Consider the following 21,898-nt stretch of genomic DNA (forward strand, 5'->3'; position numbering starts at 1 on the left):
GCTTTACAAATAGAATCGATTTTTAGTGGTTCACTTTCATCCGCTGTAGGTGGTTCACTTTCACCCGCCGCACTATGCTCACTTTAATCCGCTGTGGGTGGTATACTATGCCCGTTTTTTGCACATCAATAAATACAATCGTATTTGGTAATTTTGGAGGGTCATCCTTTCTAAGAGCTTTTAATTCAGTCAAGAAATAAGAAAAAGCAATTGCAGATTTCTCTCCTTCACTCAAATTAGTTGCAGGGTGACCACTTCTTTCAAGTGTGAACTTTTCGTTTCGTATTTCAATTTTTATATCATCTCGATGAAGAAAAATTTCTAAAATATCATTCAATTCCGTTTGGCCTTTTACACTGCTTTTTAGCTGAGCTTCAAGAGCTAATTTATCAATTTTATTTGTGGTGATTTTAGAATTGATGTTTGTTATTATTGATACTGCTTTGTTTTTATCAGATTCTTTTTTATTATAATTCTCAGCTTGTAAATATTCTGCGACATAATGGTTTAAAATTTTTGCTAATGCCTTTTTCTTATTCTCGTCAAATTCAGCTAACCAGTCATTATGAGCCTTTACAGCTTTTTTTATTTCCTTAAAATCTTCTTCAAAAGTTATTAATTCAATTTCGGTTGCAGGAATATTATTGAAATAATCGGAAGTTTTACGTTTTAAGTCCTTCCCTAACACTATCAGTTGAGTTTTATATTTTCTAACAGTTTTACTGTAATTATCTATTGCCTCTTGATAATCTTTCTGAAAACTTTTTCCAAAATTCCTTTTATCAGGAAATTTTATTTTTAATTTCTCTTTTTCGACATCTATTTCCTCATGTACGCTTGCAATAGTATCTTGTATTTCTTTGAGTTTTTTTGAATAGTATGAGTTTAAATCGCTAATCCTATTTTCGGGTAAATTTTTCGTGCAAAATTTGCATTCTGTTGAATTTTGGTGCAGTTTTATTCCTATTTGAACCCAATCGAATAATTCTTGGTCTCCGTCTAATTCTGGAAAGGGAATTGATTTTGGAGCAGTATCTTCTAAAACCCTTTTTACTTCGTTTGCAAGGCTTTCAAGGTTTTCTGTAAAACTATAATCTTCCTTTTGTGGTTCAAAATCTTTTGTTGCAACTACATCTACTTTTATTTTATCCCGTTCAGTATTGGATAGAGTGTATTTTGTCAAATCACTTTTTACCTTACTAGCAATTACCCTAAAATGGGAAATATTAAAGTCATCTCTTGTTAATTTACCATCTAAATAGTTTTCTCTTATGTTTTTTGCTTTGTCAGTAAACTTGCTTCCAGTTTTCTTGTCATATTTTCCAAATTCATCAACGATTTTCTGATAACGATTATCTCTGATGTTTTCTAACTGCTCTTTCTTTTTATCTAATGTCTTAATCTTTTTATCCAGTTCACCCGATGGGTCACCAAGATAAAATGATATCGGTTGAATGTCTGAATTTGGTACATCAAATGTAAAAATCCGTTTGATGTAGTTAGTATTGAATACTTTTACGTCATACGGGAAGTTTTCTAAATCATTGTGGGTATGGTTTGTAGGTGAATTATTTTTTTCTGTAGTAAAGTCAAATTCTGACCCTGTGAAATATTTGTTTTTATCCTTAAATTCTAAGTTTTGAAAAAGCTTTGAAAGGGTTGTTTTTCCTGAATAGTTCCAACCGTAAATGAGATTCTTTTTCTTGAAATTATCTATGCCATTCCAAGTGAAGTTTTGGAATATGCCAAAGTCTTTGAGTTTGTTGATTTTTGTAATCATTAACCTAAAGTTTCATTTAAAGTTGCTTTAATCATCAACTCAGCATCAATAGAGGATTTAGTTAAGGTCTCTCTTAATTTTTCGCATTTTTCCATAAGAAAAACCAACTCTTCTTGTTTAGCAAGAGAGGGAACTTTAACCTTTACTGTTTTGATTTTAGTAACTGATAGTGAAACATTAGCCATTCCTTTCATAAGTGGAACTAATAATTCGTCTTTATAGTTACTAAGGAAATAATAAAGGTATTTTGCTGAAAGCACCGTTTTGTCTTTTGGAACTGCTGCTGCCAAAATCGACCCTAATGCAAACTTACCTGTTTGAAAATGAATTCTTTTTAAAGATGCATGTCCGTGCCCACTGGATGAAACTAATGGAATACAAACTGCATCACAATCAAATTGATGCTCATTATGTGAACTTCTTTCTTCGGCTGTTACAACTAATGGATATTTCCCCTCTACAGCTTTTTGGATACCAGTAATACCTTTAACAACATTGCAAAGCTCTCCAATAGTTTTATATTCATATTCGCCAATATCCGTTAATGCTGATTGTATTTCGCTTATGTCAGATTGAATATTTGATAAATCATTAGTTAATTCATCTATTAATGTGCTTGAATCTTTACCATTATTTTCAGGCTTTGAATTAGGATTTTTTATATCCAAATCATAATCTCTCTCAACTATTTTTTCAATAGAAACTTTCCAAGCAGATTCATTTTCTTTTCTGTTATACCACCAATCTTTAATTGGTTGAAATTCTTCTAACTGCATTGGTTTAGTTTTGGAATAACTTTTAATTCCTTCTGGATAGGAGAGTTGATAATACCAAATTTCTTTAGTGGGGGAACCTTTCTCAAAGAACAAAAGGTTTGTTGCAACTGTTGCATAAGGTTTAAACACAGAGTTTGGTAAACGTATTATCGTATGCAAATTACAATCTTCTAATAATTTCTGTCTAATCCTTTGTTTTACACCTTCACCAGCTAAAGAACCGTCGGGCAACACAATTCCTGCTTTTCCACCTTGTTTTAGTAAGTGTATCATCAAGATTAAAAAGAGGTCAGCACTTTCTTTTGTCCTAAAATTCTGAGGAAAATTGTTTTCATTATTGTTTGCAACAATACCGCCAAAAGGTGGATTTGCCAAAATTGTATTTACTCGGTTTTTCTCTGTATAATTGCTCAATGGTTGTTCTAAACTATCACGAAATATAATATTTGGAACTTCTATGTCGTGCAAAATTAAGTTGGTTGTAGCTAACAAATAAGGTAATGGCTTGTATTCCCAACCAATTATATTTTCTGCAATGCTTTGCCGTTCTTCAACGCTGTTGGCCTGTTTTTTCAAGTGTTCGATTGCTGCCGTTAGATAGCCACCAGTACCACAAGAAGGGTCAAGAATTTTATCGCCCAATTGCGGATTTATAATTTCGGTAATAAACTGAGTAATTGCCCTAGGGGTATAAAACTCACCCGATTTACCCGCAGATTGAAGTTCCTTTAGAATGGTTTCGTAAAGTTCGCCAAATGCGTGTTTGTCTTTGGTTGTGTTAAAATCAATTTCATTGAGTTTATTCAGTACCTTGCGGATATTAGTTCCGCTTTTCATGTAGTTGTTATTGCCTTCAAAAACTTCACGAAGTATCAACGCTCGTTTGTACTTCACACCTTCCGATGGCACAAGCTGAATATCTTTTAATTGCTTGAAAAGTTTATTGTCAACAAAGCTTTGAAGTTCATCACCTGTAATTCCTTCATCATCGCCAGCCCATGCGTCCCAATGCAATTCGGCTGGTATCGGACTCACATAATTGTCGTCCATTAATTCAAGTTCCTTGTCTTTGTCGGAAAATATTTTGTAGAAAAGCATCCAACCCAACTGCTCAATGCGTTGAGCATCGCCATTCAGCCCAGTATCTGTCCACATTATTTTGCGGATGCTGTTCAATATTCCTTTTAAGTTTGCCATATATTATTCTAAAAAAAATCTTGGTTCAAATAATGTTTAAATGAGTTATTTGCTATTGATTCTTCCTGAGGGTAAATATACTCAGCATTTATTGGAAATCTTTTCCCTTTAGTTAGTTTTAAGGTTATATACTCATATAAAGACTTATGAATATTTAAGCAAGTAATTTTAGGTAGATAGTATGGGCTATCTTTAACTCGTTGATTTTGGCCTTGAAAAAAATATTCTAATGGCTTGTCTTCACTACCGTTAAAAATGAAAAGCCCTTTTTGATTAATTATATTCAAATTTTGTTGATTCCAAACTAAATTAAAAGAGGGTCTATTTTTCAAACTAAAGGCGAACCCATTTCTTTTATAGCCTGGGATTTGAGCCAGTTGGATTTGAGCTAAATTATTATAATTAAAATTTTCCAAATCATTTAATACCTGATCAGCGTTAACCTTTGGTGAATTTTCTAAAATATCATCAATTTGTGATAAACTAGATTGAATGTATTCAAGATAATTAATTAAGTCCCTCCATTTAGTATCAATAATATAAATAGAACAGTAATTGTCAATACTATTATCGGAATTTGAATATTTTAAACCGTCGGTTGCAAAAAACAATGCATTTTCAAAATTGTAAGTCCAATCCAATAATGGGGTCGGCGCACCATAATGCTGCAAAAAACTTAATACCGAAATATCAAAAGCTGGCTGTCCAAAAGCATTGAAAAATTTTTCAAGTAATCTATTCTGCCAATTTTTTGCATTATTTATTTCAAGACTTATAAAATCAATAAAACTATGACCAAGTTTTTGCAATTCAAGATTTAACCAATGCCTTTGAGCTGAATTATAGAGTTTATATTTAGCCTCAGTCATACCTCTAAAGACCAAACCGTATTTTGATTGTTCCTTTTTATAAGCTGCTAACAATTCATTAAGGTGTTCTTTTGAATCTACATTTATATGCTCAAAATAATTACTCTTTTGTTCAATACTATTATATATTTCAACTTTAGCCATTAAGCTCCTGATTTATATAATTCTTGCTCTAGTTCTTTTATTGCTTTCAAGTATTTTGCCTTACTTCCAAATTGTTTTATGATTTCCATTGGAGAACCAAAATCAGTTAAAGGTTTTACTTTTAGAATATCCATACTTTCAATATTGGTAACACCTTCGTCTGCATATTTATCAAGCAAACTTTCTAAAACCTTTCGGGCTTCTTTACCATATTTTGTAAAGTAATCACGTTTTTTCACATTGTTTGCTCGCTCTTTTCTTGTTAGCGGTGGTTGGTCAAAAGCAACATGGCAGATTAAATCGAACAAATCAACTTCGCGGTTTACGGCATCTCGCAACGCTTCAACCAAAACACCTTGTTCTTCCAACTCTTTTATAATTGATTCTTTTTTGTCGGAATTGTTCCATTTATTCAAAAAGTCATCAAGCGAAGCATATTTGCCTTTAATCAATTCTTTTGTGTGGTCTTTTAAGCTTGTAGTGATTGGTTTTCCGTCATTGTCGAAATACATTTCACGACTAATCAAAATAGAAACATCAACACCGTTTACATAAACCTTTTGTCTTGGCTCATTTATCCTGTCTGTAGATGTTTGCGGTTCAGGTTGTCGGATTTCAGGTTTGATTTGTATTTCTTCACCTGAAATTTCATCAACGATTAGAGAGGTATCATTTTCTTCTTCGTCAACAATATAGCTCAAATCGGTATCTTCGGCGACTGGTTTTATACGAATTGGGTCACCGTCAAAATCAGGGTCGGCAAACAGGTCTGTTACATTTCTAAAGTCGAGAATGGTAAAATACATTTTGCCAAATTCTTCATTGATTCGTGTGCCTCTACCCACGATCTGCTTAAACTTGGTCATGGATTTTATCTCGGCATCTAGCACAATAACTTTACATGTTTGAGCATCAACACCAGTAGTCATTAATTCCGATGTAGTTGCAATTACGGGAAAGCGTTCTTCAGGATTTATGAAATTGTCAAGTTCTCTTTTTCCTTCATCATTATCGCCCGTAATCTGCATGATATACTTGTAATTTTGAGCCACTAAGTCTGAATTAAGGTTTGAAAGAGCAGAACGCATTCGTTCAGCATGGTCAATGTCGGTGCAGAAAACAATGGTTTTTGCAAAACGGTCATAACCTTTCAAAAATTCAGTTAGCTTTCGTGCTACCGCTTGGGTGCGTTCTTCAATTACCAAGTTTCTGTCAAAGTCCTTTCGGTTATACACTCGGTCTTCAACCTCATTCCCATCTTTATCAGTTTTGCCTCTTTCTGGCCGCCATCCCTCAGCATCAACATTCAGATTTACTCTAACAACTCTGTAAGGAGCAAGGAAACCATCATCAATTCCTTGTTTAAGTGAATACGTATAAAGTGGTTCGCCAAAATATTCACTATTTGAAACTTCATTAGTTTCCTTTGGTGTAGCAGTCAAACCAATATGCGTTGCTTTCTTGAAATAGGTTAGTATCTCTCTCCAAGCACTGTCTTCTTTAGCACTTCCTCTATGGCACTCATCAATAACAATTAAATCAAAGAATTCAGGAGAAAATTGCTTGTATGCGTTCGCTTCTTCGTCAGCACCTGACAAACCTTGGTATAAAGCTAAATAGACCTCATAGCTTTTATCAATCATGCGGTGTTTTACAACCGTCATTTTATCCTTGAAATGTTTAAAGTCACCTCTTCGTGTTTGGTCAATTAGGGCGTTTCGGTCAGCTAAGAATAATATTCTTTTTTTCTTTCCACTTTTCCAAAGGCGGTGAATAATTTGAAAAGCTGTGTAAGTTTTTCCAGTACCAGTTGCCATAACAAGAAGAATTCTGTCTTGTCCTTTTGTAATAGCTTCGACTGTTCGATTTACCGCAATTTGTTGGTAGTATCTTGGGCTTCTTCCGCTTCCGTCAAAGTAGTAATCTTGAGCTACCACTCTTTCTGCTTCTAGTGTTTCAATTCCCTTGTATTTCTTATATTTCTGCCAAAGCTCTTCGGGGGTTGGGAAACTGTTAATATCTAATTCAGTTTCAATATTTCCATTGGTCGCTGTTCGGTCATGGAAAACAAAACCGTCTCCATTACTGCTAAATACACAAGGGATGTCGAGGATTCTAGCATAGTCTAAAGCTTGTTGAATACCTGCTCGAACAGAATGCTTATTGTCTTTTGCCTCAACAATAGCTATTGGAATATTTGGTTTGTAGTAAAGTATGTAGTCTGCCCTTTTTCTTGCGCCTCTGGCAGTGAGTTTTCCTCTTACGTAAATTTTACCATCCGTAAATGAAACTTCTTCAAGTAGTTGCGTTAATTTATCCCAACCTGATTTTTCAATCGCAGGAGTAATAAACTTGGTGCATATATCTCTTTCCGATAGTGTTTTCTTGTTCATAGAAACATTAAGCCAAATATGACATCAAATATGGTTAAATTAGTTTGAGTTACTTTTTATTTTGCTTGAAAAATTTAAATATACCAACTTTAAAATTGTGTAGGAAATAAAATATCATTTTAATAAAAAAATGCATATAAACTTTTAGTTACTTTGCTCGGTTTTTATTTTAAAAGCAATATGTTACGCACGCCAGTCTTCACTTAAACCACACGGATTTGAGCCTTGTTATGCTATCTGTTACAATTTTACCTAGAAATAGCCAAAATTCGCTTAGAGGCGTTCATATAGAAGAGGTCAAGAAGTTTATAACGTCTATGCAATAAAACATTTTTGAGGCTCTAAGAAGCAGTATTTTAATGTTGTTATAAAAAAGAAAACCCTGTAACAATAAAATCACAGGGCTTTCAGGTCTAAATGCAGAGTTCAAACATTATTTTCCCATAATTACAAAATAGTCTTTATCGGGAGTTACCACCAAATTACTGGATATTTTATATCCTTTTTTCAGTAAATTATTTACTTCTTCTTCAAAATCTTTTGCCTCATAACTTTTTACAATTTTGACTTTTTTAATGTCCATTTGATTAAATTTTATAGGTTAATACTTTATTGAAACTGAAAATCACTTTTGATAAATCACGGCTTAAACCGTGTTCACCTGTTTGCTGCTGCTGAATTAAAGAGTGGTCATCATAGAGGTATTTTCCAACGTGCGGCCACAAATCATCATATGTCAATCCAATCACTTTAGAAGCCTTAATAAAGTCTGTGACATCGTGCATTATTTGGACTTGGTCTTTGTGAAAAGCATAAATGCTGAACGGTTCTTTGCTTAAGGCTATTATAACCTTATTATCTTTGATGTTGAATAATTCTAAAATCCGATAGCTTATTTTCTTAGGAGCTTTTTCCAACGCACGTTTTAACTGTTGGTTGCTGTTCTGCCTTACTTCGGCATACTGAAAGAAACTATTGTTGTATTGGTACAATTCAATTATGCTGTCTTTAGTTCTTTCATGCATTTGTTCAAGTTCTTTTAACCTAGAGGTGTTTAGGTCTCTTAATTCTAAAAACTTCTCAAAAGTCAAATCCAATTCTTTAGCTGAAGCGGAATTGTCATATTCGTTTTTTTGATGTTTCATAAAGACGTCCATAAACCCGCCGTTGAGCAGGTCTTCTGATTTAATGTTTTTGACTTTTAATTTTTCCAACTCCTTTGATGCATTAATGTAAATGTTAGCTGCATTAGTGATTCTTTCAATTGTGGCGTTGTAGCCTTTTTGGTCGTAACCAATTTTTAAATTTCTGTTCATAATGTTTTTTGTTTTATCAAGCAGATTATTAAAAATGCTGCTTTAGTTAATTTTTTAATGAATGAGTATGTAGGGTAATTTTTAAAAACTTTTATATATATGTATATATGTGCATTTATTTTTATAATTACTCTACTTGCTCTACAAATAGGTTTAAAATCAGCATTTATGGTGGGTTAATTGTGTAGGGTAACTTGTAGAGTAATAAATGGGAAGCTCTACATATTCTACAATTTAGTGTAGAGCAAGTAGGGCAATTTTTAATTTTAATTTTGTTTTCCATTTTCTCTAAGTTTTAAGGTTTTTTAATTAAGGAAAATTTAGTAACACCTCCAGAAATTCTAGTTTCATATTTGTGACCTTTAAAGGCGGCATAAGTCTGTAGCCATTGACTAGTGATTTTGCTTCTTACGCTATTGTCATTTGAACTAATATCTAATTTGTTGGCAAGATCTTTAAGATTGTAATATTCTCTGCTAGAGGTGTATTCCTTTTCCATTAATTCAACAAACTTCTTAGAAGTGTTATTAATTAGGTTTTGTTTTCTGAGAGCGGGGTCATCGTAATTGGTTAATCCAAGTTTTAGGTACATTTGCAAACAGCTCATCATAAATTTGTCAAATGCTTTATAGTCGTTTTCGTCCCATTCTGTAAACAATAGCTTTTTGAATTCTTGTTGAGGTTTGTTGCTGGAATTGAAATAATTATTTAATAATAGAAGTTGTTTACGGTCTGAATAACTATCAGAATTTTGAGGTATGGTGTAGTTGGTAGTCATAGCTATTTTTGGACTGTCGGCATTATCAACTATGATTTTTTTCTGATGTTTACGTTCGATATTTAATGAATCTGTAATAGTGCTAAATAAGTCTTCAAATTCAAACTCTCTGCCTACATCTTGAATTACAAATAAATCGGTATCAGGCTCTATGCTTTGATAAACAAATTTGTCTCGCTTTAAGTCTAAATTCTTGCCATTGTACTCAATTACATTTATTAATTCACTAAGAGCTTTGATTATTATGCCTTTACCGCTACGTCCATGAGGGTCATTGGTAGCTTGAGATAAAACATCGCTTATTATAACAGCTTTAGCAATAGAAGGATTTTTGTATTTATGTAATAGGTAGCCTATAACAATAATAACATTCAAATAGTGTTCCTTTGAATTGGTTGTTAGTTTTAAGAATTTCTTGAATTGTGATTTTAATTTGCAGCTCCCATCAAAATGTCTATTAATAATTGCACTTTTAAAAATGTACCGCTTTTGTTTTTTGAATTCTTTATACGGAATTGCATATATTCCTTTTGGATTAACTCTAACAACAATATTTTCATAGAAGTAATGTGATATGCTTTTAGTATCTCTATATTTCTCTATCTCAAGTTCAGGTAAGCTGCCAATAAGAGCCTTTTTTGATATTAAAAACCTTTCTCCATTGACTAAAAACTCACTTGTAAGAACCTCTTTTTTTTGTGAGTTAACATACGTCAAACAGAAATTAAAAACATCTTGTGGACTATAAAAAACAACAATATTGAAAGTTGTTTTTATAGTAAAGGTTCCACCAAAAAAATTAAGGATAGAGAAGCCATTTGCAATAAGAAACTCTCTTAAAAGTGAAGGCTCTATTATAGGTCTTCCATTAGTTGGATGTGTTTTCCAAAAAATGTTTCCTTTAAATTTCTTATTTTTAGCTTGAACTTTTGATAAAATGCTTTGAGGGCTATGCTTTGATTTTTTTACCATAGCCCTTTATTTTTTTAGTTCAATAATTTGTTGCTCTATTTGTGAGCGTTTGTAGTAAACTCGTCCACCAATCTGAAATGCTGTTAATATTCCTTTGCGAGTCCAATTATGTATTGTACTCAAATCGACATTAAGCATTTTTGCCAATTCTTGGCGTTGAAGATAGGTGGTGGGTTCTTTAGGTTGAAATTCTTTTTTTAACTCGCTAAGTAAAGAGATTGTTACTCCTTTAATTACATCTTGAGTAATTTCTTTTTTTAATTGGTCTGGTGTTGAGCCAATGAATTGAATTTGTTCCATGCTTGCAACGTTTTAAATGTTATGCTGCAAATCACGGATTCATTTATGCTGTCAAAAAAGGGGTAAAAAGTGTGTTTTATGTGTTTTTTAAATCGTATTCAATTTAATTCTTTTTTTATCTCTTTAAATTTAGAGAAATGGTCATTTAACATTGGTAGGTGAGTGTTTTCGTAAGCATGTTTTTTATCAACATTTTTAATTTTAACATCATAACTTTTTTTAATGAAGGCTTTGTATTCTTCTGTAGTTAAAAAACGTTGCTTTTTGTAAATTGGGTCGTTGTATAAATTACTATTAAAAAAGTGCCATATATTCATAAAACGTGTTGCCGTTCCATGTGATTTTCCAAGAGCATAATTTTCAACTAAATACTTAAATAATTCAAACCCATTGCTGCTAAAGTGATTAGGGTTGTAATCAGAATGTTTGATGTTTTGACCATCCGTATTAGTATTTGTGCTTTTAGGGTTCAAGTAGATGTCGTTTAATTCTTTCTCAAAGACATTCCTAAGGCCAATAAGAGGGGTAATTTGTCTTTCTGCAAGTTCAGTTATTTGAAAATTGTTTTTTGCATCATGTAAAGCCTCGATAATTTCATTTATAAGGTTTTGTATAAAGTCTATTTTATCTTTGAAATCGGTATGCAGACTTAATTCCTGATTGAACCTTTGGGATAAAGAGTTATATAGGCCACTAAAGTATTTTGTGAAGTTTTTATTTTCTTTAACTTTCATTTTAGCCCAAGTTTTAGATAGCTGTTTTTCACTTTTTGAAAGTTTTTTGTCTTCTTTCTTCATTTAGTTGATTCTTTATTTATTAGTTGAAATGGTCAAAGGCTTGCTTAGCTTTTTCATAATCAGGTAGTACAATGTAGTTGAGGAATTCTTTTTCAGTACCATGCCCAGTAATGTATATTAGATAGGGTGTAGGTATTTTTCCATAGTTATTTGTAGCAAAAGTCCTTCTCCCAATATGACTGCTAACAAGTTCCCATTTAGGGAAATTTCCTGAAATATCTCTAAAATCATATTTAGTAGGTTTTTTCCCTTCTTCAGCTATACTTATTCTCTTTTTGCCCTCACACATTGTATTAATTTTAGCCTCTTTACAGACCTCCTTAATATAGTCGTTATATTTTTGGTCAGAAATTGGTTTAGGGAAATTGTTTTTAAGGGATTTCAATAACGTTTTTAATTCCTTTGAAACAGGAACATACATAGATTTGCCTGTTTTTATTTGGTCAAACTTGATAAACGTTTTTTTGTTCTCATCTGTAATTATCATTTCCTTTTTAAACCGCATAAAATCACTAATCCTCTGTCCCGTATATATGCTTATCAGAAGCCAATTTCTTGCGTTTTCTAAATAGCTGTGTTTTAACTCAACATTTTTTATTTTTTCAATCTCTTCTAATGTTAAGTATGTTTTTGGTGATTTTTCAGTTTTAATTTTCAAATCATTTAAGCTATCACTTATTTCAATACCTTTTTTGTTAGCATATCGACAAATGGTTTTAATGCGTTCTAACTCCTTGTTTTGAGTATTTACCGCATAGCTATACTTGTTAGAAAATTTAATGTAGTTAGTTTTAAAATCTTCATCAATGTCTTTTACCCTTAAGATTGTGTTGTATTCATTTTGAATCCTAATAATTTTATTTTTTGTTGTTGTGATGCGTTTTATTTGGCTTTCCTTGATTTCGTTATTGGTTTTTTTACTCTCAATGTAATATTCAATAAAATCAACCAAATAAATAGGTAGTTCAGTTTTCTTAGAGTTATTGTAGAAATCATTTACTATGTCTTTAAGCCACGCTTTTTGGTTTGGATTTGGGTTTTCTTGTTCAAACCGTTCAAGAATATAGTCTTCTAACGGAGCTAATTTTTTATTTACGCTTGCTATTTCATTTTTTTCATCGCCAGTTAAACCTTTCTTTTTTTTCCATGCTCCTTTTGAAATATGGATTTGGGTATTTGACTCAAATTGCTCTCTATTAGATTTTAGCTGCAAACGTACTTTCAATGCTGCTTTTTCCTTTGTAGAACGATATAGAAAATAAACTCTTGCCATAATTAGATTGTTGTTACAATTTCTGTACGCTAATTTATGATAATTGTACGTTAATTGTACGTAAAATTTCTTTTTATTTCAATTGCTTTAAATCTATTTCTATTTTGAAACCTATATATAGTCTGTTATTTAGGGGGTTTTCATTAATTTTTGGTAGAATGAAATTTAATTAAAATATATATTTGTGCTGTCCCCGCCCGCACAAAAACCGAAGAGCAATCTTCGGTTTTTTTTTGTTTAAAATTGGCCTTTAAAAAAAGTCAGGTACAACATAGGTACAACATTTTGCTATTCTAACGCTAATTTATTGACACTACTTTTTACAGACACCACAAACAACGCATGAAATAACCACCCCAAGACCTGGGATATATAGCCGATATATTTTTGGTTTTAATAATTATTTATATATATTTGTGTAATCGATTGCATTTCTGTAATTTTTGCTGGAGAAACCGTGGTAGTAAATAATTGAAAATATACAAGATTTGCATATTGAAGCATTGGCAGCCCTGTCTTTTTTCGTTACCTAAAAAAGAAGGTGAAATGGTCTTTTAACGTAATTACATTCGGAAATAAATGGTTCTGTTTCGTTGTTGGTATGAAAAGTATATAAATACGGCACCAAAAGTACTTAATCGGTGTGTTTAAGATGTATAAATAATAAGTTTGCATATATTGAAAAAAAATAAAAATCACATACAAATAACTTCTTAAAAATTAATTATGTCTATTAACTTATTCGATTTAACAGGTAAGGTTGCATTAGTAACAGGAGCGGTTCATGGACTGGGAATGTCCATGGCAAAAGGCTTAGGCAATGCAGGTGCCACCATTGTTGTAAATAATAATACCGCAGAGGCATTGGAAGAAGCGGTTGCTGAATACAAAGCATCTGGCTTAAATGCTTTTGGCTACGTGTTTGATGTTACCGATGAAAAAGCGGTAGCCGCATCCATAGCAAAAATAGAAGCTGAAGTGGGGCCCATAGATATTTTGGTAAACAACGCCGGCATAATAAAAAGAACCCCCATTGTTGATATGGAAGTAGCCGATTTTGAATTGGTCATTAAAATCGATTTGGTTGGGCCTTTCATAGTGTCGAAACATGTCGCAAAAAGCATGATTAAACGCGGCGGCGGAAAAATAATAAACATTTGCTCGATGATGAGCGAATTAGGAAGGGATTCCGTAAGCGCGTATGCAGCGGCAAAAGGCGGACTTAAAATGTTAACCCGCAGTATGGCTACCGAATGGGCAAAATTCAACATTCAAACCAACGGTATAGGTCCCGGCTATTTTGCAACTAGCCAAACAGCACCTATTCGGGTGGATGGCCATCCGTTTAACGAATTTATTATAAGCAGAACACCGGCAGGACGTTGGGGCAACCCAGACGATTTGCAAGGAGCAGCCATCTTTTTAAGCTCAAAAGCCAGCGATTTTGTAAATGGCCATATAGTGTATGTGGATGGCGGTATTTTGGCAACCATTGGCAAACCTTCAAACGAAAATTAATATTTCACACTAATAAAATGAGCACAAAATTTATTCACGACAACTTTTTACTAGAGAATAAATACGCTGAGGAATTGTACCATACCTATTCTAAACATCAGCCAATTATCGATTACCACAACCATTTACCGCCACAGCAAATTGCTGAAGACAAAACATTCGGCAATATTACCAATGTTTGGATAAATGGCGACCATTACAAGTGGCGCGCCATGCGCACTTTAGGAATCGATGAAGAATTTGTTACCGGAAAAGCTTCCGATAAGGACAAATTTTTAAACTGGGCAAAAACAGTGCCTTACACCATGCGCAACCCGCTGTACCACTGGACACACCTAGAATTGGCACGTTATTTTGATATTTACGATTTGCTAAATGAAAAATCGGCTGAGAAAGTTTGGGAAATCACCCAGGAAAAATTAAATTCCAGCGAGTATAGCTGTCGGGGTTTGCTTAAAAAAGTGAATGCGGAATTGGTTTGTACCACCGAAGACCCCATTGATACTTTACAATACCACCAACAACTCGCCAAAAGCGATTTTAACGTGAAGGTAAGTACCGCTTTTAGGCCCGATAAAGCCATCTTAATTTCCAATGATGGCTATAATGATTATATCGACACTCTAGGAAACGTAGCAGGAGTAAGCATCAATTCATTTGCCGATTTATGTGATGCCTTGAGAAAACGCATTGTGTTTTTTAACGAAAACGGCTGCAAACTTTGCGACCATGGCCTAGACCAAATATATTTTGAGCAATACACCGAAAATGAGGTCAATACCATCTTCAAAAAGAAACGCGAAAACAAAGCCATTAGCAACGAGGAAGCTTTAAAATTCCAAAGTGCTGTATTGGTGTTTTTATGTGAAACCTACCACGAGTTTGGATGGGTGCAACAATTCCATTTAGGAGCCTTAAGAAACAACAATGCCCGTATGCACCGTATTTTAGGCCCCGATACCGGTTGGGATTCCATTGGCGATTACCCGCAAGCACAAAAACTATCTGCTTTTTTAAATGCGCTGGATAGCAAGGATACATTAACCAAAACCATTATTTACAACTTAAATCCTGCCGACAATGAAGTGATGGCTACCATGATTGGTAACTTTAACGACGGAAGCGTAAAAGGAAAAGTACAATTTGGCTCTGGTTGGTGGTTTTTAGACCAAAAGGATGGCATGACCAAGCAATTGAACGCACTTTCAAACATGGGTTTAATTAGTTGTTTTGTTGGGATGTTAACCGATTCGAGAAGCTTTTTATCATTTCCAAGACACGAGTATTTCCGACGTATTTTATGCAATCTTTTAGGAGATGAAATAAAAAGAGGTGAGCTGCCAAACGACATGGAATGGATAGGCAACATGGTAGCCGATATAAGTTATAACAACGCCAAAAACTATTTTAAATTTTGAAACAATCCATTAATGGGTTAGCTTTGGGAGAAATCAAGTAAACACGCATAAACCAAATAAATATGAATAAAAATACAGCAACAAAACCAACAAAGTACAGATGGTACATTTGTGGACTTTTATTTATGGCCACCACCATAAATTACCTAGACAGGCAAGTGCTTTCTTTAACATGGAAAGATTTTATAGCTCCAGAATTTCATTGGACAAACAATGATTATGGAAACATAACAGCCTTGTTCTCAATTTTTTATGCTGTTTCTTTATTATTTGCAGGTCGTTTTGTAGATATTATGGATACTAAAAAAGGGTTTCTTTGGGCCATCGGTGTTTGGTCTGTTGGGGCTTGTTTGCATGCATTTGCTGGTATTGCAACTGCGGGCTATATCACCGGAGAGTGGTTTTTAGGTTTTGAAGGTTCAAAAGATATCATCAGCACCATTAACGATACAGGTTTAGTAATTTCTATAAGCGTTACGCTATTTATTTTTGCCCGTTTTGTGTTGGCTTTAGGTGAAGCCGGAAATTTTCCAGCGGCAATCAAAGCTACTGCAGAATATTTCCCAAAAAAAGACCGTGCTTTTTCTACAAGTATCTTTAATGCAGGCGCAACGGTTGGCGCCTTAGCTGCACCCATTTCAATTCCCTTTATTGCGAAAGCTTATGGGTGGGAAATGGCCTTTATCATTATAGGGGCCTTGGGTTTTGTATGGATGGGTTTTTGGATTTTTATGTATGAAAAACCAGAAAAACATTCAAAAGTAAATGCAGCAGAACTAGAATACATTCAGCAAGATATAATAGCAGATAGTAAAATTGAAGGCTATGTGCCAGAAACCACGAAAAAAGTTACTTTAATGGACTGCTTTAAGTACAAACAAACCTGGGCTTTTGCATTTGGTAAATTTATGACCGATGGCGTTTGGTGGTTTTTCTTATTCTGGACCCCCGCCTATTTAAGCTCGGTTTACGGCATGGATTCTACCGAAGCAGCGTTCCCATTATTTGTATTGTACATGATTACGCTACTCTCAATTATTGGCGGATGGTTGCCAACTTATTTTGTAGATAATAAAGGCATGAACCCCTATGAAGGCAGAATGAGAGCCATGTTAATTTTTGCGTTTTTCCCATTGTTGGCCTTAATCGCGCAGCCTTTAGGCCATTACACCTATTGGATTCCTGTAATCATTATTGGAATTGCTGGCGCGGCTCATCAAGCGTGGTCTGCAAATATTTTTACAACAGTGGGCGATATGTTTCCTAAAAAGGCAATTGCCACCGTTACGGGTATTGGAGGTTTGGCTGGAGGAGTAGGCTCTACCCTAATCAATAAAGGTTCTGGTGTTCTATTCGATTTTACTGAAACTACAAACATGGCCTTTATGGGGTTCAAAGGTATTGAAGCGGGATATTTTATTGTCTTTTCAATATGTGCCGTTTGTTACTTAATAGGTTGGGTGGTTATGAAAACCTTAGTTCCAAAATATAGACCCATTACAGATTTATAATTTAACGGTGTTCACAATCAAATAAACGAAGTACCTAAAACTTCAAATAAAAAACCCATCCTGAACATAAATCAGGATGGGTTTTTTGTGGTTTATGGGGTTATAAATTCATAGAATCTTAAAACTTCAACGTTAAGCCCAACAGTAGGTTTGTAGTTGCCTGCGGATAGTAATAAATATAGCCGCCACCATAATCGGCACCGTTCGACACATATTTTTCGTTAAAAATATTGTTTACCAGTCCGGAAAATACAACCGATTTAAAAATGGCCTTTGGTGATATTTCATAAACAACATTAAAGTCGTTTACAAAATAGCTTTTTAACATAGATTGCTTATTGTTGATATTGTTCAAAAACTGTTTGCCAACATATTTGCTCAAAAAGGAAAGCTGGAGGTTTTCCTGTGGCATAAATATTATAGTATTGCCTCCAACCACGTTGGGCGCAAATGCAATAGGCGTATTGGCAATGTCGCTGTTTGTAGCATTGATCGCTTTCACAAAATCGATGTTTTCATGGTCGCTTATGGCAATATTGGGTTGCACGCGCCATTTGTTTGAAATGAGAAGGGTTGCATCCATTTCCAGTCCTAATCGGTAGCTTTTACCGCTAGTGGCACGTATGGGGTTTCCAACGCCATCCAATTTGCCCGTTAATACCAATTGGTTTTTATAGAACATGTAGTATATGTTTGAGTTTAGGCTAAATTTATCCGATTGGTGGCGCCACCCCAATTCCACATCGTTAAGCTGCTCATGTTCGGTGATGCCCGCTTCAAAATCATCCCGATTGGGCTCTCTGTTGGCCCGTGCATACGAGGTGTAAAAACTATTGGCCTCATTTTTTCGATAAGTGATACCAAATTTTGGGTTGAAAAAATTAAAATGGGCATTGGTTACAAAAGCGTTTCTGTCCGAATTCAATCCATTGGTTTTATATCCTACAAAACGCCCCTGCAAATCAATAAATCCGGTTATGTTTTCAATCAGTTTAAAGGTTGCTTTTGAAAATATGCTAACATCGGTCTTATCGGCATCTCCTTCATAATAACGGTCGTTAATAGAAGCGTTTTCAGCAAACTGTCGCGCCCAAATAACTTCCCCAAAATGATTTCCAGAATAAGTATTATAGGATATTCCCGAAATAATTTCAAAAGCATTGTTTTTATAGGTTGCGTTGGCGTTTATTACATAAAAATGGTTGTCTAGCCAGCGTCTTCTAATGACATCGGTAATGGGTTTGTTGTCATCATTGGTGCCTGTTGCCACAACAATGCCGTTATAAAGGGCTATATCATCGGTATCGTTTTTATATTGTTCAAAATAACCGCGTCCCTTGGTGTAATTCAACCCAACAGTGGTGGACCATTGGTTGGTTAAGCGCTCGTTCCAATGCAGTTGGTAATGGTCTTGCCAATAATTATCCGTTTCATTTTTATAAGTGTAGGGGTTTTGGCGACGGTTTTCCTTTAGTTCATCTGCTGTTAAACCAGCCCAAGCTTGGTAGGTTTGTTCGTTGTTTCCAAAGGCCAATGCCTTAATTAAGGTTGTTCCATCTTTATAAACGCCTTGCAGGAAATAGGCTTTTAAATCGGTAAATGCACGGTCAATATACCCATCTGAATCAATTTTGGAGAAACGTCCGGATATTTCAAAATGGTCGTTTAACAGGCCCGTACTTAATTTGATGGTGTGCTTGCGTGTGTTGAAGCTTCCAAAGCTGTTCGAGATTTCACCGGTAGCGACTTCCGAAAAAGCATCGGTCAAAATGTTTAAACTGGCTCCAAAAGCGCCCGAACCATTGGTTGATGTGCCAACGCCTCGTTGCAGTTGCAAACTTTCGGTAGATGAGGCGAAATCGCCCAAATTCACCCAAAACGTGCCCTGACTTTCGGAATCGTTATAAGGAATTCCGTTAATGGTTACGTTAACGCGGGTAGCATCGGTACCACGTACCCGAATGCCGGTGTAGCCAACCCCTGCGCCTGCATCACTGGTTGTAACTACCGAGGGCAAGTGGTTAAGTAAAATGGGCAAATCTTGACCCAAATTGCGTTTTTCCAATTGCTTTTTGGTAATGTTTGAATAGGTTATGGGCGAATTGGCATTAACGCGAACGGCCTTTACCAGCACTTCGTCCAGCGTTTGTTCTGAAAACCCACGATAGTTGTCGCGATGGGATGTTGTAGAGTCTTGTTGTACTTGGTTTTCTTGCGCGTTGCTAAAATGGGATAGCGTTAAAAGCGCTAAAAATGCGACAGAATTTTTAATTTTGAAGCTCGAGATGGGTCGCTTAAAATTGAATTGCTTTTCAAAAAAATGAAAATTGTTTGGATTGCTGAAGAATCTTTTAAAGGTAGATTTCATTACGATTATGTTGTTTATAATCGAATAAAAAGAGGTAATTATTCTTCGTTGTTAATAATTGATTTTTTGTAATATGCTTTGGCAAGCTAAGCACGATTACCTAACACGCATGGTGTTTTGCATTTCCTAAACAGCATTACCTGTTCCAGGTTCAATGGGTATGATCTCAGCCCATTCGATTTTGGATTTTAGATTCCAGATTTTTTGAACAGCTAATTCGTTAATCGTAAATCTACCATCGTCAATCAAAAAAAGCACCCCTTTTTTGAGAACGTTACAAAGATATGGGAGATTTTTGATTTACGAATGGCAATTGGCCAATTTTTTATTTTTAATAGATTTCGGTTGAAAATTCTGTGAGCGTTTTTAAATCGTTTTCAACTTTAAATTTCCAAGGTAGCAATGCAGAATAATCTTCACCAAAGTTTGTTTCTGTTTCTAGATTGAAAATATCGGTATCGTGTTCGGCATAAATTTTATCGTAGATGCTTTTGGCGAATTTTTGCCATTTTTCATTGGTATCTATTTCAGATGCAGCAAATTCCTTTCTCATTTTCCTTGAATAAAACTCTAGCAAATCGAATTTTAACTGGTTGTATTCCAATAGGTATTTGTCTTTTTTTAAAGGTTGTACATAGGAACATGGCAACAAAAATATTGGGATAATAGAGACTTCACCTTTGCCGTTCAAGAATTTCACATCGTTAAATTGAACGTCAATATAACCACAAAAGAAAGACGATTTATCTACTTTTGGAACGCCTTTAAAGTTATCCCAGGTTAATTTATTATCGGTACTCCAAATAATATCTTCTTGAAACTCTGCAATGTTATCCATTTTATAGACTTCAAACTTAATTTGATGGCAGGTGGACCACGCGCTTGGTAATTTATGCGCTATTATTTTTACAGTATTTCCGCCTATGCTTCGCGCTTTGTTTTTTGCTAGGTTTTTTACCCGTTCGTAATCGCAATCTATACTAAAACCACCGTCCTTAATATCGAATTCCCCTAGTTTAACAGGGTTTTGGCTGCTATCAAGGTTTTTGTTTTCTTCAACAATAACTACGGTTTCCGTTTTTTTCAATGGCTGTAAACTTGTTACGGTATCGCCTTTAACCTTCATTTGTGTTGCGCAGTTAAAAAATAGGGCAACCATTAAGATGAAGCTAAGTTTGTGGTAATTTTTCATTTTGAATTCAAAAAAATTAATCTATTCCTTCGAGGATTTTTCACCAATAAATTAACAACTAAATTTCGATTTAAAAAAGTTAAAACAAGCTGTTTTTTCTTGTGAAATAGAATCTATTTTAGGGTGATATACTCCATAAAAACATCCCTTGGAATGTTTTCGGCCCCCAAACTTTCCAAATGGGTGGTGTAAACTTGGCAGTCTATAAGTTTGTAGTTTGTGTTTTGGATAAAAGTGATGAAGGCCAACTTACTGGCGTTGCTTTTTTTGGCAAACATGCTTTCGCCACAAAAAACGCCATTACCTACATCAACGCCGTAAAAGCCTCCAACCAGTTCGGTATCTTGCCAAACCTCAACGGAAGTTGCGTAGCCCAAATTGTGAAGGTTTGTATAGGCTTCAACCATGCTATGGGTTATCCATGTAGCGGCTTGCCCTTCACGTTTTACGTTTGAACATGCGTTAATAACCGCTTTAAAAGCTTGATTAACTGTAACAGTGTAATGTTTATTCCGTAGCACTTGTTTCATGCTTTTCGATACTTTCAACTTTTCTGGAAACAAGACAAAACGTGGGTTGGGCGACCACCATAAAATGGGTTCATCATCACAAAACCAAGGGAAGATACCTTGTTTATAGGCCTGTAACAAACGGGGCACCGATAAATCGCCACCAATAGCCAGCAAACCATCGGGCGTTGCTTGGTTAACGCTGGGGAAATTTATGTCTTCGGTTAGGAATTGCATTATAATAAATCAAAAAATCGATATTTTAATTGTTTTATAAAACAAGAACGGATTGCTTCAATCATGCTTCCTTCGCAATGGCTTAAAAAATAAAAAACCTCTTTGCTTTGGTAAACAGAGAGGTTGTTTTTTTAGTTCCTTCAACTGTGCGCAGGATGACGATATTGGTTGGTTAAAATGGCAGATCGTCGTGGTCGTCTTCGTTTAAATTACCCGCAGGTTCAAAAGCATCCATAGGTGGTACCGGTGGTAAATTACCTTCGGCGCTTGCCGCTTGTAATGCTTCTATGCGCCATCCTTGAATGGCGTTAAAATATTTGGTTTCGCCTTGTGGGTTTACCCATTCACGACCGCGTAAGTTGATGCTAACCTTTACTTGTTGCCCTACCTTATAGTTATTTAACAAATCGGTTTTATCTTGTACAAACTCAATTAAAATATGTTGCGGATATTGCTCTTCAGTAGTAACTACCAATTCGCGTTTTCTAAATCCGCCACTTCCCACTGTTTGGGTTTCGTTAATCATTTTAATTCTTCCTTGAACTTCCAT

17 protein-coding genes are annotated in these 21,898 nt (G+C 34.7%); 3 read left to right on the top strand and 14 right to left on the bottom strand.

The features are described 5' to 3' along the window. Window positions 1–22: 22 nt before the first annotated feature. The 10 genes from GQO80_RS02790 to GQO80_RS02835 all read right to left on the bottom strand — a co-directional run bounded on the left by GQO80_RS02790 (window position 23) and on the right by GQO80_RS02835 (window position 12,595). Window positions 23–1,780 (bottom strand): AAA family ATPase, encoded by a 1,758-nt coding sequence (locus tag GQO80_RS02790; protein WP_157206816.1) that lies wholly within the window; start codon window positions 1,778–1,780, stop codon window positions 23–25. Next, on the bottom strand, window positions 1,780–3,753 hold the full coding sequence (locus GQO80_RS02795) for an N-6 DNA methylase (RefSeq protein WP_157206817.1): 1,974 nt from the start codon (window positions 3,751–3,753) through the stop codon (window positions 1,780–1,782). Before GQO80_RS02795 ends, GQO80_RS02790 begins: the two co-directional genes overlap by 1 nt. Before the next feature lie 8 nt (window positions 3,754–3,761). Further along, on the bottom strand, window positions 3,762–4,766 hold the full coding sequence (locus GQO80_RS02800) for an FRG domain-containing protein (protein ID WP_157206818.1): 1,005 nt from the start codon (window positions 4,764–4,766) through the stop codon (window positions 3,762–3,764). Then, complete coding sequence (gene hsdR / locus GQO80_RS02805; protein ID WP_157206819.1) at window positions 4,766–7,159, bottom strand: EcoAI/FtnUII family type I restriction enzme subunit R; 2,394 nt, start codon at window positions 7,157–7,159, stop codon at window positions 4,766–4,768. Before hsdR ends, GQO80_RS02800 begins: the two co-directional genes overlap by 1 nt. Window positions 7,160–7,592: 433 nt before the next feature. Beyond that, window positions 7,593–7,742, bottom strand: coding sequence for a hypothetical protein (locus GQO80_RS02810; protein WP_157206820.1), 150 nt, complete (start codon window positions 7,740–7,742; stop codon window positions 7,593–7,595). 4 nt (window positions 7,743–7,746) lie between these two features. Beyond that, window positions 7,747–8,475 (bottom strand): hypothetical protein, encoded by a 729-nt coding sequence (locus tag GQO80_RS02815; RefSeq protein WP_157206821.1) that lies wholly within the window; start codon window positions 8,473–8,475, stop codon window positions 7,747–7,749. A gap of 295 nt (window positions 8,476–8,770) precedes the next feature. Further along, entirely contained in the window at window positions 8,771–10,225 is a 1,455-nt protein-coding gene (locus GQO80_RS02820) for a hypothetical protein (RefSeq protein WP_157206822.1), read from the bottom strand. A 6-nt stretch (window positions 10,226–10,231) separates the two neighbouring features. Next, entirely contained in the window at window positions 10,232–10,525 is a 294-nt protein-coding gene (locus GQO80_RS02825) for a helix-turn-helix domain-containing protein (RefSeq protein WP_157206823.1), read from the bottom strand. Between the two features lie 98 nt (window positions 10,526–10,623). Next, window positions 10,624–11,322: a hypothetical protein gene (locus GQO80_RS02830; RefSeq protein WP_157206824.1), complete on the bottom strand. Its 699-nt coding sequence runs from the start codon at window positions 11,320–11,322 to the stop codon at window positions 10,624–10,626. Between the two features lie 19 nt (window positions 11,323–11,341). Further along, a complete protein-coding gene (locus GQO80_RS02835; protein WP_157206825.1) occupies window positions 11,342–12,595 on the bottom strand; it encodes a phage integrase SAM-like domain-containing protein in 1,254 nt (417 codons plus the stop codon). Window positions 12,596–13,321: 726 nt separating this feature from the next. Between GQO80_RS02835 and GQO80_RS02840 the strand changes: the two genes are divergently transcribed. The 3 genes from GQO80_RS02840 to GQO80_RS02850 all read left to right on the top strand — a co-directional run bounded on the left by GQO80_RS02840 (window position 13,322) and on the right by GQO80_RS02850 (window position 17,042). Continuing rightward, window positions 13,322–14,113 (top strand): gluconate 5-dehydrogenase, encoded by a 792-nt coding sequence (locus tag GQO80_RS02840; protein ID WP_157206826.1) that lies wholly within the window; start codon window positions 13,322–13,324, stop codon window positions 14,111–14,113. 17 nt (window positions 14,114–14,130) lie between these two features. Next, window positions 14,131–15,531: a glucuronate isomerase gene (gene uxaC, locus GQO80_RS02845; RefSeq protein ID WP_157206827.1), complete on the top strand. Its 1,401-nt coding sequence runs from the start codon at window positions 14,131–14,133 to the stop codon at window positions 15,529–15,531. Between the two features lie 62 nt (window positions 15,532–15,593). After that, entirely contained in the window at window positions 15,594–17,042 is a 1,449-nt protein-coding gene (locus tag GQO80_RS02850; RefSeq protein ID WP_157206828.1) for an MFS transporter, read from the top strand. Between the two features lie 118 nt (window positions 17,043–17,160). Here GQO80_RS02850 and GQO80_RS02855 read toward each other — a convergent pair whose 3' ends face one another. The 4 genes from GQO80_RS02855 to GQO80_RS02870 form a co-directional block, all read right to left on the bottom strand. After that, the gene (locus GQO80_RS02855; protein ID WP_157206829.1) at window positions 17,161–19,410 is read right to left on the bottom strand and encodes a TonB-dependent receptor; all 2,250 of its coding nucleotides are present in this window, start codon (window positions 19,408–19,410) and stop codon (window positions 17,161–17,163) included. Between the two features lie 331 nt (window positions 19,411–19,741). Next, entirely contained in the window at window positions 19,742–20,602 is an 861-nt protein-coding gene (locus GQO80_RS02860; protein WP_157206830.1) for a hypothetical protein, read from the bottom strand. A gap of 113 nt (window positions 20,603–20,715) precedes the next feature. Continuing rightward, window positions 20,716–21,348 carry a leucyl/phenylalanyl-tRNA--protein transferase gene (aat, locus tag GQO80_RS02865; RefSeq protein WP_157206831.1) on the bottom strand — a complete coding sequence of 211 codons (633 nt, stop codon included), beginning with the start codon at window positions 21,346–21,348 and terminating at the stop codon, window positions 20,716–20,718. Window positions 21,349–21,520: 172 nt separating this feature from the next. Then, entirely contained in the window at window positions 21,521–21,898 is a 378-nt protein-coding gene (locus GQO80_RS02870) for a DUF3127 domain-containing protein (RefSeq protein ID WP_157206832.1), read from the bottom strand.

The organism is Mariniflexile maritimum (genome assembly GCF_009746565.1).
Classification (GTDB): domain Bacteria; phylum Bacteroidota; class Bacteroidia; order Flavobacteriales; family Flavobacteriaceae; genus Mariniflexile; species Mariniflexile maritimum.